General features: G+C 37.9%; 9 protein-coding genes and 2 riboswitches. Of the genes, 3 read left to right on the forward strand and 6 right to left on the reverse strand.

Annotated elements, in window-relative coordinates:
• Nucleotides 1-58: 58 nt before the first annotated feature.
• A riboswitch (glycine riboswitch) is annotated at nucleotides 59-152 on the reverse strand.
• Between the two features lie 6 nt (nucleotides 153-158).
• Nucleotides 159-287: riboswitch (glycine riboswitch) on the reverse strand.
• 61 nt (nucleotides 288-348) lie between these two features.
• On the reverse strand, nucleotides 349-1,092 hold the full coding sequence (locus EV695_RS06875; protein ID WP_131905219.1) for a DsbC family protein: 744 nt from the start codon (nucleotides 1,090-1,092) through the stop codon (nucleotides 349-351).
• Between the two features lie 159 nt (nucleotides 1,093-1,251).
• Nucleotides 1,252-2,148, reverse strand: a complete 897-nt coding sequence (gene xerD / locus EV695_RS06880) for a site-specific tyrosine recombinase XerD (protein ID WP_131905220.1) — start codon at nucleotides 2,146-2,148, stop codon at nucleotides 1,252-1,254.
• A gap of 137 nt (nucleotides 2,149-2,285) precedes the next feature.
• On the opposite strand from xerD, the gene EV695_RS06885 reads away from it, so the two are divergent.
• Nucleotides 2,286-3,056 carry an inositol monophosphatase family protein gene (locus EV695_RS06885; RefSeq protein WP_131905221.1) on the forward strand — a complete coding sequence of 257 codons (771 nt, stop codon included), beginning with the start codon at nucleotides 2,286-2,288 and terminating at the stop codon, nucleotides 3,054-3,056.
• Between the two features lie 13 nt (nucleotides 3,057-3,069).
• On the opposite strand, the gene EV695_RS06890 is transcribed toward EV695_RS06885, so the two are convergent.
• Both EV695_RS06890 and EV695_RS06895 read right to left on the reverse strand, forming a co-directional pair.
• Nucleotides 3,070-3,507, reverse strand: a complete 438-nt coding sequence (locus EV695_RS06890; protein ID WP_131905222.1) for a hypothetical protein — start codon at nucleotides 3,505-3,507, stop codon at nucleotides 3,070-3,072.
• A 178-nt stretch (nucleotides 3,508-3,685) separates the two neighbouring features.
• Nucleotides 3,686-5,941 (reverse strand): GumC family protein, encoded by a 2,256-nt coding sequence (locus EV695_RS06895; RefSeq protein WP_131905223.1) that lies wholly within the window; start codon nucleotides 5,939-5,941, stop codon nucleotides 3,686-3,688.
• A 424-nt stretch (nucleotides 5,942-6,365) separates the two neighbouring features.
• Between EV695_RS06895 and EV695_RS06900 the strand changes: the two genes are divergently transcribed.
• Complete coding sequence (locus tag EV695_RS06900) at nucleotides 6,366-6,836, forward strand: hypothetical protein (protein WP_131905224.1); 471 nt, start codon at nucleotides 6,366-6,368, stop codon at nucleotides 6,834-6,836.
• Nucleotides 6,837-7,031: 195 nt separating this feature from the next.
• On the opposite strand, the gene odhB is transcribed toward EV695_RS06900, so the two are convergent.
• Together odhB and EV695_RS06910 are read right to left on the reverse strand one after the other, a co-directional pair.
• Entirely contained in the window at nucleotides 7,032-8,219 is a 1,188-nt protein-coding gene (gene odhB, locus EV695_RS06905; protein ID WP_131905225.1) for a 2-oxoglutarate dehydrogenase complex dihydrolipoyllysine-residue succinyltransferase, read from the reverse strand.
• Entirely contained in the window at nucleotides 8,220-11,072 is a 2,853-nt protein-coding gene (locus tag EV695_RS06910; protein WP_131905226.1) for a 2-oxoglutarate dehydrogenase E1 component, read from the reverse strand.
• A gap of 283 nt (nucleotides 11,073-11,355) precedes the next feature.
• Between EV695_RS06910 and dapC the strand changes: the two genes are divergently transcribed.
• The gene (gene dapC, locus EV695_RS06915) at nucleotides 11,356-12,552 is read left to right on the forward strand and encodes a succinyldiaminopimelate transaminase (RefSeq protein WP_131905227.1); all 1,197 of its coding nucleotides are present in this window, start codon (nucleotides 11,356-11,358) and stop codon (nucleotides 12,550-12,552) included.
• The last annotated feature ends 2 nt before the right edge of the window (nucleotides 12,553-12,554 follow it).

Genomic DNA, 12,554 nt, shown 5'->3' on the forward strand with positions numbered 1-12,554 from the left:
CCTTTAAACTTAATTTTAAACAAAAAAAAGGGGCGGCAGATTCTTCAATCTGCCGCCCCTCTGTCCTTGTACCTGAGAGATTCCCTAAATATATGCGACTAAGCAAAATTAGGTTAAACCCTTCGGTGGAAACTGTGTTTCACTCTCCAGAGCCAGTGTTTTTACCTGCAGTCCTTTTACCTGAGCGTTTCCGAGCGGATTTGCGCCTTCGGTGTTCAATAATTCACTTTAGAAAACAAATTTGAATTGTTTCCTCGTAAAAATTGAATCTCTCCTGCAGAAAATTTACTGAAGTCTCGACTATACCTCAGGATGGATTAACGAGGAAGAAATTTAAGTGTCAAATTTCTACTTATCAGCATCAAGTGCAGCTGCTAGTCGATCTGCTGGCATGTAACCGGGGATTAGACGTCCTGACTCAGTCACTAATGCAGGTGTACCTGTTACGCCAACTTCTTGACCAAGTGTGTATTGAGCTTCAATAGGGTTATCACACGTCTTTTCAGCTATAGGCTTTCTTTCTTTTGCGTCTGTCATTGCTTGCAGTTGATCATCTGCGCACCACATACTTACTGCTTTCTTAAACGAACCAGACCCTATCCCTGCTCTTGGGAACATCAAATATTCTACAGTAATACCTTTAGCATTTAACTCAGGCACTTCTCTGTGAAGCTTTGCGCAGTATGGGCAATCAATGTCAGTAAAAACTTTTAAAACATGCTTTTCGTTTTTAGCTTTGAATGTTACCGGCTTATTATCTTGTCTATCGATAATATCTTTTCTAACTGACTGTTTAGCCACTTCAGATAGGTTTTCTCTAGTATCCAGGTTGATCATGTCACCCGCTAGAAAGTATTTACCGTCACTAGAGACATAAATTACTTCAGTCCCATACATAACTTCAAACACATTAGGGAGTAAACTCTCTTTGATTGAAGACGGTTCTGATTTGAATCGTGTCTTCAATTTTTGCTTCAATTCTGTTATGGCTTGAGCTGTATCAGCATTCGTGCTTTCAACTTTAGCCAGTGCTGGCGTCATCGATGATGCTAAAAAGAACAACGATGTTGCCAATATTATTTTTTTAATCATTTTTATCCCTTAAATTATTAGTTTTAAACCTTACTTATATACAATAAGGCCATTATTTTAGTTATCCATTGCGATTTTATAATAAACAGCTATCCCACACAAATACAGTCGATTAACGTATCATTTGTTGTTTTAGATGCACCTTTTTTAAAAGTAAAACTAACCACGTGGATGGTGTTTTTGATGAATCGATTGTAATCGTGCTTTAGCAACATGCGTGTAAATTTGTGTTGTCGATAAATCACTATGACCCAGCAATAATTGTACGACCCTCAAATCTGCTCCATGGTTCAATAAATGTGTCGCAAATGCATGTCTTAATGTATGAGGGGATAGTTTTTGTTTGATTCCAGACTGTTGTGCATATTTTTTTATCAAATACCAAAACGCCTGACGAGTCATACCGGAACCTCTGCGAGTCACAAAGAGTTGATCGCAAACGCCCTTCCCTGTCATTAATTCTGCTCTGGATTCATCTAAATATTTAGTCAACCAAATAACTGCTTCGTCTCCCATTGGAACCAGTCTTTCCTTGTTGCCTTTGCCGATAACTCTAACAACGCCTTGTTGTAGGCTCAATTGGTTGTAACGTAACGACACAAGTTCAGAGACACGTAAACCTGTTGCATATATCAGTTCCAACATTGCTCTGTCGCGGAGACCAATAGCATCATCAATTAATGGCGCGTTTAACAATAATTCTATTTCAGTTTCAGTTAACGTGCTTGGTAAAGACTTCCCTAATTTAGGTAACTCGATTAACGCGGTAGGGTCCTCTGTAAGGTTTCTTTCTCGTAATTGATAACGATAAAAACGCCTAAAGGTTGAAATTACTCTAGCCATACTAGTGGTTTTACTGCCTTTATTGATTCGGCTTGCTATATATTCAAGTAATAAGGGATGAGTTGTTGATAATAAATCAGTTTGTTTTGATTCTAGCCAGGCTGATAAGGCTTTTAAGTCTCTACCATAAGCAGCTAGCGTATTGTTACTTAAACCTCTCTCTGACCATAATGCATCAAGAAAACTTTCAATTATTTCTATATCGCTAGCCATATACAAATTCCATTTTAGTGATTCCGTTTTCGAAAGCTTTAATATTTATAATTTTTGTGGTTATTAACTAACAATCATACTAAACAATATCAAAATCAGTATAATATTCGCTTTCCTACAAAACTACGATTTTTATCATGAGTCCATTTCTAAAAACAGCCTTAGAAGCAGCGCAAGCCGCACAAGAAGTTATTAAAAAGTATTATGCAGGTGAGTTCGAAATAGAAATTAAACCTGATGAAACACCTGTCACTATAGCTGACGTAGAAACAGAAAAAACGATTAAAAAAATAATTCTTGATGCTTTTCCTGATCATGGTTTTTATGGTGAAGAAACTGGAAAAGTTAATGAAGATGCTGAATACAATTGGTTAATTGATCCTATTGATGGCACTAAAAGCTTTGTACGCCGCTACCCATTCTTTTCTACTCAAATCGCTTTAATGAGAAATGGGGAATTAATTTTAGGCGTATCTAATAGCCCTGAATTCGAAGAAATGGCTTACGCTGAAAAAGGAGAAGGAGCTTGGCTAAATGGAGAGAAAATCACTGTCAGTGATATAGATACCGTCAAGGGTTCTACGCTTTCTCTTGGGAATATTGCGTCTATCGCTAAAAGCCCTCAATGGAATAATGTTGGTGATTTAGTAGCCAGTGTAAATCGTATTAGAGGCTATGGTGATTTTTACCATTATCATCTGTTAGCAAGTGGAAAAATTGATATTGTTCTTGAGTCTGATGTCAATATTCTTGATATTGCTGCATTAGCGGTAATTGTTAGAGAGGCCGGAGGCATATTTACTGACTTGACTGGCAATGAATTGAGTCTAGATACGAGAACCGTTTTAGCGTGTAGCAATAAAGAGGTACATGCAAAAGTATTAAAAGATATTGCTTATTCAGAATAAACTATTGAATGACTTATTGAGTGATCTTGTCTGAAATACACATGCCTATTAACAATTGTTTTTCTATTTGTGAATAATTGGTATGTCTGAATTGTTTTTGGCAGGCAATTCGAAGGGTTCCCTTCTTTTTTAAATAGCTCGTATCATGCACTGATTGAAGCGGTTCTTGATAATTACTTACCATACAGTTTACGACAGCTAAACTGAGCTGATCTTTACTTTTTATTGTCTTGTTTAATAGAGACTTACAGTGTAATTCAACCTGGTCTTTGGTCATGCTAGTGATCAAGTCCCCTTTATCACTGAGCGGATCATTCAAAGGAATTATTTCTGGTCTGAAAACTTCGGTTTCTAATGAGTTTTGATGACTAATTTGAGAATTGTTTAAATTATCATTACTTATTGGAGGAATCGCTAAAGGACTAATATTATCTGCTTTATCAGCCTTCAAATAATCACTCCAGTGATATTTGATACCTAGATATATTATCAATAATGCTAAAATTATTGATAATATAATAGTCCTGAATATTGGCTTTAGAAATAGCATGCGCTAATTCTACCTATTATTTATTCAATGTATAGGTTGTAACCGATACATTAAAATAACATCCTTTATTTCAATATATTTAAGCGTATTTTAGTTTCTTATTTTCAAGCAAAGCTTTTTGTTTCTTCTTAGAATGATATTTAGAATAGTATTTCGCATTCACACTTGGGTTTTTAACATTAACCAATAAAAAACCTGACACATTGTTTTTGACACGTCTTAACTGACCTAATACATTTTTGATTGTTCGAGCCTCTAAATTATCTTCCTGCGCAACTATTAAAGTCGATGTAGCAAGAGAAGATAATACAAGTGTATCCGCGAAGCCTGTAATAGGTGGAGCATCGATTATTACATAATCAAAAATGGTTGAACCCTGAGTAGTCAAATAAGACATTCTTTCATGGCTTAATAAGCTAACTGGGTCAATTTCATAATCTCCAGCAGTTATGGCGTATAAACCTGGAATACTTTTCACTGGCTGAGTAATTCCAACGAGGTCACTTTCACCTTTTAAATAGTGGCTAAGCCCTCTTTTGTTGTTTATTTCTAATTTAGTATGGATAGAAGCGTTTCTTATGTCAGCATCTACTAACAGTACTTTCTTACCCATTTGAGCATAAGAACAGGCAATATTCGTTGCAGTAGTACTTTTGCCTTCACCAGAATGTATGCTGGTAATTAACATGACGTGTTCAGATTCGTTATTGAACATTAACCGTATATTGGTGGCTAATATTCTGTATGCTTCGGCCGCTGGTGAATGCGGCACTTTATGAGCAATTAAATCTAATTGTTTTTTCATTGAAGATTTGGTTACCCGAGGAATCATACCTAATACTGGTAAACCTGTTACTTTTTCAAGATCATCAGAAGACTTAATGCTTTGATCTAATGATTCGCGTAAAAATGCAAATGCCAGACCAAGAATCAAACCTGAAAGTAAACCAAGCATAATGTTCATTTTTGGGCGTGGTCGATACTTATTTACAGGTAATACAGCAGGTTCAACAATGCTGATGCTGCTGGTGTTTGCAGCTGAAGCCACACTCACCTCTTCTCTACGCTGCAAAAGGCTATTGTAAACTTTACTGCTGCTTTCTACTTCACGTTTCAAGTTATTATAGTCGACGCCGCTATCCTGTAAGTCACGCATGGTTGAATTGAATTGCCCCAATTCAGAACGGATTTTATCTTCCTGGCGCTTTGCAGCTCTATAGTCAGCTTCCATAGAACGCTGAATATTTCCCATTTCCTTTTGTAACTTGCCTCTAGCAGAATTAATTTGCTGTTGTAATCGTTTCATATCAGGGTAATTTGGCTTAAATGTTTTAAGCATCTCCTGATAATCCCCTTCTAACTGAACAAGTCTTGCCTTAAGGCTCGTAATAACGGGGTTAGTTAAAACAGTCGAAACACTTCCTGCTTTTTTCATTTGTAGATATAAGCTTTCAGCTTCAATACGACGTATCTCAGCCTGAACCAGTGCATTGTCTAGATTTTCTAATTTTTTAACTTGTCTTGTTTGATTCTCATCAACACCTAATATGCCATTTTCATTTGCATATTTAACCAGGGTTTCTTCAGCAGAACGTAAACGATCACCTGCGTCTTCGATTTGTTTAGTGAGAAATTCTTTGGCGTATTCACCAGTTTCACTTTTCGTTTCAATTTGCAGTTTAATAAAATTATCAAGTAGGCTTGTAACAACTGCTTTAGCTTCTTGTGGCGATGATGCCTCATAAAATACTTCAACTAAATGTGTTCCACCAATAGGTTGTACAAATAGGTTTTCTAGAAAAACAGCACTGTAGTCTATTGTTTGATTGTTATTAGCTAGTTTGGGCTTATCTTCAGCAAGTCCGATAGTTTTTAATAGCTTAGATAAAGAAAAACTAGATTCTTCTGTTTGCTTAGGGACAAGACTGTTTTCCAGATTTAGGTCTTCAATTACACGTTGTGCAATAACCCGGCCTCGTAACATCTCATATCGTGTTCTAAAGAAGGGATCATTCTCTGAATAACCAGTAGAAGTTTGTTGAGTATTACCAAAACTAACAATTTCAGCACCTTCTCTCTCTATTTGAATAATCGCATTTGCACGAAAGCTTGGTTTGGTTGAGAAGGTATAAAGCAGTGCTAAAGCTAGTACAGCCAGAAGTGTTAGCAGTATCGTGAATTTACGACGATTCAGAATTCCAAATATGTCTCGCATTGACATCTCTTTGGGAGTCTCAAGCATTGGCGCTTGTTGCTGAGAAGTGGGAATAGCTAGTACCTTCCCATCAATGGGTTGCAAATGCGTATTGTTAGTCTGCTTTGTAAGAACTGACATTAATTGTTAACCTTAAAATTTTAATTTATTATTTCTATATTACTTAGTTACTAAGTATTGTTATTACTAAGCAATGCTTAACGTATAAATAGCCATCAAGGATGATTACTAAATACGTTAATGCCGCCTAATCGTTAGCATATTAGGCAATATTGTAATTACGTTCGTTATCATATTAAACAATTCTGATATATACGTAAGTGATTACTAGATGAATGGGGATTTATTTAGCACTTATGTCATAAAATATTGATAACTTAGTGATTTAATGGGAAGCAAGATTATCAAATATCTTTTAGTTACCGATCATCATCTCTCTCATACAGTTAGTAGTTAGACGGCTAGATTTGTTTAATTTATGTCTTTATTTTGGACAGACGGTAGCAAATCTATTGCTATATAATTTACTGGAAGGGAATCTAGAATGAAATATGATATTAATGCTCAAGAAACTGCCAGTATTCAAGAAAGAAAAATCGTTTCTTTAAACGCAAAATCAAAAAAACTGATTAAATTATTATCCGTTTGTATCTTGTTTACATTAGGTGCATTTAATGTTGCTATGGCAGCGGAAACTTCGGAATTACCGACAAATGCTACGGTAATTGGAAAAGTATTTCACGACCAAAACAATAATGGCATTCAAGATAAAAATGAGAATGGAATACCCGGAGTTCGTTTGGCGACAGTCACTGGGCTGGTATTAGAAACAGATGGTTATGGTAGATATCACTTACCAGATAATGTGGTTGATTCCAGGTTTAACAGACATTTTATTATAAAAATTGATACAGCTAGCTTGCCTGTAGGGTCTATAGTTAAATCAGAAAACCCCAGACTCATACGTTTGACCAGTGGCTCTCTTAATAAAGTTAATTTCGCTGTAAATTACTAAAAAACTAAAGTGCAGTGAAAGCTGTGCTTTAGATTCAAATTAATATGGTCATCCTCAATATAAAAAGGGGATGTATACACCCCCCCTACTTATAAGCCTTTTTTTAACCTATTTACATAATGTAAACAGGTTAAAAAATACAGCATCTTTAACGAGTTGAGCTAAGTTAAACACTCAACATTAAAGACACTGATCTTATAGCTCTAAGAACAAACTAGCTGGATCTTCTAGTAATTCTTTAATCTTAACAAGGAAGCTTACTGCCGCTTGTCCATCGATAAGACGGTGATCGTATGAAAGCGCCAAGTACATCATAGGACGAATCACAACTTCACCATTGATCGCCATAGGACGTTGCTGAATGTTGTGCATACCCAGGATAGCACTTTGTGGTGGATTCAAGATTGGTGTTGAAAGCATTGAACCAAAAGTACCGCCATTAGTGATAGAGAACGTACCACCAGTTAATTCATTAAGCTCAAGATGACCGCTACGTGCACGAGTCGCGTAATCAGCAATCGCTTTTTCTATGTCTGCATTGCCCATGCCATCTGTATTTCTAAGGATTGGAACAACTAATCCACGTTCAGATGAAACAGCTACACCGATATCATAAAAACCTTGATAGATGATATCGCCGTCATCGATTTTTGCATTTACTTCAGGGTAACGCTTAAGTGCTTCCGTTGCCGCTTTAATGAAGAAAGACATAAAGCCTAACTTGATATCATGAACTTTAGTGAAACGATCCTGATACTTCTTACGTAATCGCATGACTTCAGTTAAATCAACTTCATTGAACGTAGTTAAGATAGCTGAAGTTTGTTGTGCACTGAGTAGACGCTCAGCAATTTTAGCGCGTAGACGAGTCATTGGAACGCGACGCTCTTCTCTACCTTCAGTGTTTAGCATGGTATCAATCTTAGGCGCAGATTTAGCTGCTGGTGCAGCCGCAGCTGGTTTTTGTAGATGATTTTCTACATCGCCTTTAAGGATACGACCATTTTTACCACTACCGGCAACATCAGAACCAGAAAGATCATTTTCTGCCATGGTCTTTCTAACAGATGGGCTTGCATTTGCATCATCGCCAGCAGCTGGGCTACTAGCAGATTCTGTAACTTCAGCAGCAGGTGCAGCCGTAGCAGTTTCATCAATAATACCAAGAAGGTCTCCAGCAAGAACTGTGTCACCCTCTTCTACTTTTAGTTCGGTGATTACGCCTGCAGCAGGTGCTGGTACTTCCAACACAACTTTATCAGTCTCTAATTCCAAAAGATTTTGGTCTTCTGTAACTGAATCCCCTACTTTAACAACCCATGCAGCAATGCTAGCGTCACTAACTGACTCTGGTAATTGTGGTACTCGTATTTCTATAGTCATTTATTTTGTCTCTAATTTAAGTGCTTGTTGTACTAATTCGTTTTGTTGTTGAAGATGAACTTTATGTGATCCAACGGCTGGTGCTGCAGCACTAGGTCTACTTACACAAGTTACAGTGTATTTATCTTCAAACTTTCTAAATCTATGTTTCGCGCTATCCCATGCTCCCTGGTTGCGAGGCTCTTCCTGACACCAAACCAGTTCTTTCAAATTAGGATAAGACTCTAATATCTTCTTCAGTAACTTTTCCGGATGTGGGTAAAGCTGCTCTAATCGAATTAACGGAATGTTTTTAACGTTCTCTTCTTCAGATTTAGCCAGAAGGTCGTAATAAACTTTTCCGCTACACATAACAGCGCGTTCTACATCCTGTTTAGATTGAGAGAATCTCTCGTCATCAATAATGGTTTTGAAATTACCCTCTGCTAATTCTTCCATGGTACTCACAGCAGCAGGATTACGTAACAGACTCTTAGGAGTCATTACGATTAACGGACGACGATACGGTCTAAGCATTTGGCGACGTAACATGTGGAATGTTTGAGCCGGTGTACTTGGTACACATACCTGCATATTGTCTTCTGCACAAAGCTGCATGAAACGTTCCAGGCGAGCAGATGAATGCTCTGCACCCATGCCTTCATAACCATGTGGTAAGAACATAACCAAGCCACATAGGCGGCCCCATTTTTGCTCACCAGAACTAATGAATTGGTCAATAACCACTTGAGCGCCGTTAACGAAATCACCAAACTGCGCTTCCCAGATATTAAGCGTGTTAGGAGACGTAGTAGCAAAGCCATACTCGAACGCAAGTACTGCTTCTTCTGAAAGAACAGAATCGATTACTGTAAAACGACCTTGATTATCACTTACGTGTTTAAGTGGAACCCACGCTTGTCTTTTCTCTTGATTGTGAAGTACAGCATGGCGATGTGAGAATGTACCGCGACCACTATCCTGACCACTAATACGAATATCATAGCCTTCACTAACCAATGTAGCATAAGCCAATGTTTCACCCATACCCCAATCTACAGGGCGTTTGCCTTCTGCCATTTCATTGCGCTGATCCAAGATCTTTTTGATCTGGCGATGAATGACCATGTGCTCTGGTACATTATGGAAACGCTTAACCATTGCCTGCATAGTTTTTAGGTCAAAGCGGGTATCCGCTTTTGCTGTCCATTCTCTACCGAGATAGGTTTCCCAATTGACAATAAGGTGTGGTGGAACACTGCTATAGTCTAGTGTTTCAACAGCTGGTTTACCTGCAGCTAGTTTGTCTTTGTAAGCTTGAATCTTTTCTGCAGCCTGATTTTCAGACAGTAAACCTTCATTCACTAATTTTGCAGCATACAATTCCTGAGTTGTTTTCTTGCTACGAATTGCAGAATACATAACAGGTTGCGTCATTGCTGGTTCATCAGCCTCGTTATGGCCGTGACGGCGATAACAAACCAAATCAATAACAACGTCTTTATTGAACTGTAATCGATAATCTAAGGCTACCTGAGCAGCATACGCAACAGCTTCTGGGTCATCACCATTAACATGAAGGATCGGCGCATTAACCATTTTTGCAACATCAGTTGCATAGTAGGTACTTCTACTGTCGTATTGTTGGCTGGTTGTAAAACCAATTTGATTGTTAACAACAATATGAATTGTTCCATCAATCGTGTATCCGCGAGTTTGAGACATATTGAATGACTCCATAACTACGCCTTGGCCAGCGAATGCAGCATCACCATGTACACATACAGCAATTACTTTGCCGTTATGGTCATCTTCACGTTCTGATCTGCGTTCTTGTCTAGCTCTTACCGAACCACAAGCAACAGGAGAAACGATTTCAAGATGAGATGGGTTAAATGCCAACGTTAAGTGCATTGGGTCATGGCTAGTCTCTATATCACAAGAGAAGCCCTGATGGTATTTCACGTCACCCGCTGAAAGTTCTTCAACTTTTTTACCTTCAAACTCACTGAATAGTTCTTCAGGTGATTTACCCATGACATTAATCAGTACGTTCAAGCGACCACGATGGGCCATTGCCAAAACGATTTCACGTGTATTCTGCTCAGCCGAATGATGAATGATTTCATTCAACATCGGAATTAAAGATTCACCACCTTCCAGTGAGAAGCGTTTTTGACCAACGTATTTCTTATGCAAGTAACGCTCTAGTGTTTCAGATGCGACTAAATCATCAAGCAATTCGCTTTTCTTTTCGTTATTGAAATTTGGTCGAGCTTCACAGGGTTCAATTCTGCTTTGAATCCAGCGTTTTTCTTCTGTATCGAGAATATGCATATATTCGATACCAATACTTTCCGTATAGGTATGTCTCAACGCGCGGAAGATATTATCCAGAGTAGGTTTTTCTTTCATCTGGAAAGTACCAGGATCGAAAACCGTATCTTTATCAACTTTATCTAAACCAAAGTTTTGTAGGGTAAGCTCTGGTAGATTCGCTTTTACTTCATCGCCTCTTAAAGGATTTGTATAGGCGACTAAATGTCCTAAAGAGCGATAGTTGTTAATCAGCTGAAGAACATGCACTTGCTGACGTTCTGCTTCAATTTCACCGTAATTGGCTGGAGTAGCAGTTTGAATAGCATGTAGCTTTTTTCTGCTGAATTGCTCGCGCATAACCGAGTGAGTCGCACCGTTGGTAAAATCAGCAGGTACAGGTAAATCAGTAAAATATCTTCTCCATCCATCACTTACAGAATTAGGGTCTTGTAAATAACTTTCAAAAAGCATCTCAAGATAAGCTGCGTTATCCCCATCGAATACTGTGTCTTGTTGTATGTTTTTATTATTATTGTTGTCTACGTTTTCTGTCATTTGAATAAATTCCTAGTTGAGGTCATATGCCTATACGGTTTTTAGTTTGCTTGGGGAAAAGTGTCAAGCTACAGCCGCAAAGTTCATCAATTAATTTTAAATACAGATGATTAAAAGTTAAGTTTCTAATAATCATATTAATAATATTAATGATGCACCCCCCTACTTATAGACCATATCTTGTAACTTATTTATTTAAAAACTCTATTTACCACTAACACGTGAATATCCTATCAATTAACAATATACTCAGTAGCCCGATAAATAGTCCTAATATTTTGCGATGAATCCTAATTTAAATCAATTACACCCTTATCCTTTTCAAAAAATTGCAGAGCTCTATCAAGGTGTAGAACCAGCAACAAAAGACCTGATATCTTTTGCTATTGGAGAACCAAAACATAAGACGCCGGATATTATACTAGAAGCTGTTCAACAAAACCTATCTGGTTTTTCAAATTATCCATTAACGGCTGGTTCTCCTGAACTCAGAGAGTCAATTAAACACTGGTTGATACAGCGATTTAATCTTGGTCAAAGCAATATAACAGAAGATAAAAATATTCTACCCGTTAATGGCACACGAGAAGCATTATTTGCATTCGCCCAGGCAGTGGTGGATAACACTAAACCAAACGCCTCAATTTTAATGCCTAACCCCTTTTATCAAATTTACGAGGGTGCGGCTTTTCTCTCTGGCGCTAAACCGGTGTTCTTGTCGTGCACCAAAGAAACAAATTTCTCACCTGATTTTTCTAAGGTTACTCCTGCGCAATGGGATGATTGTCAGTTACTGTATTTATGTAGCCCGGGAAATCCGACTGGATCAGTTGTTGATGCAGAACAAATCGTGCAATTAATCGAATTAGCAGAAAAGCATGATTTTATTATTGCCAGTGATGAGTGTTATTCGGAAATCTATTTTGATGAAGAAAAGCCACCTGTAGGTTTATTAGAAGTGGCTGCGACAATGGGTAATCTTGACTTTAAACGATGCGTGGTTTTCCATAGTCTTTCGAAACGCTCTAATGCGCCCGGCTTACGATCTGGCTTTGTCGCTGGTGATGCCGAGATCTTAAAGAAGTTTTTGTTGTTTCGTACCTATCACGGGTGTGCGATGTCTCAACCTATTCAAATGGCGAGTATTGCAGCGTGGAATGATGAAAAACATGTTAAAGAAAATAGAGATCAATACCGTTTGAAATTTGATGCGGTTTTAGATGTTTTGGGTGATGTGCTTGAGGTAGACAAACCTGAAGCGGGCTTTTATCTTTGGCCTGATGTGCAAATGAATGATGAAATATTCACAAGAGATGTTTATGCGCAGCAAAACCTTAAAGTGGTTCCGGGCAGTTATTTGGCTCGAAGCGTCGATGGTGTGAATCCGGGTGAAAATAGAATTAGGATGGCATTAGTGGCTACAATTGAAGAATGTATAGAAGGCGCAGAACGTTTACGTGCTTTTATCAAGTCTCAATAATG

This window comes from Cocleimonas flava, assembly GCF_004339015.1.
In the GTDB taxonomy this organism is placed as follows: domain Bacteria; phylum Pseudomonadota; class Gammaproteobacteria; order Thiotrichales; family Thiotrichaceae; genus Cocleimonas; species Cocleimonas flava.

Excerpts from the sequence above, each read along its gene's own strand:
- EV695_RS06875 (WP_131905219.1), bottom strand. The coding sequence starts at position 1,092 with ATGATTAAAAAAATAATATTGGCAACATCGTTGTTCTTTTTAGCATCA.
- xerD (WP_131905220.1), bottom strand. The coding sequence starts at position 2,148 with ATGGCTAGCGATATAGAAATAATTGAAAGTTTTCTTGATGCATTATGG.
- EV695_RS06885 (WP_131905221.1), top strand. The coding sequence starts at position 2,286 with ATGAGTCCATTTCTAAAAACAGCCTTAGAAGCAGCGCAAGCCGCACAA.
- EV695_RS06895 (WP_131905223.1), bottom strand. The coding sequence starts at position 5,941 with ATGTCAGTTCTTACAAAGCAGACTAACAATACGCATTTGCAACCCATT.
- EV695_RS06900 (WP_131905224.1), top strand. The coding sequence starts at position 6,366 with ATGAAATATGATATTAATGCTCAAGAAACTGCCAGTATTCAAGAAAGA.
- odhB (WP_131905225.1), bottom strand. The coding sequence starts at position 8,219 with ATGACTATAGAAATACGAGTACCACAATTACCAGAGTCAGTTAGTGAC.
- EV695_RS06910 (WP_131905226.1), bottom strand. The coding sequence starts at position 11,072 with ATGACAGAAAACGTAGACAACAATAATAATAAAAACATACAACAAGAC.
- dapC (WP_131905227.1), top strand. The coding sequence starts at position 11,356 with ATGAATCCTAATTTAAATCAATTACACCCTTATCCTTTTCAAAAAATT.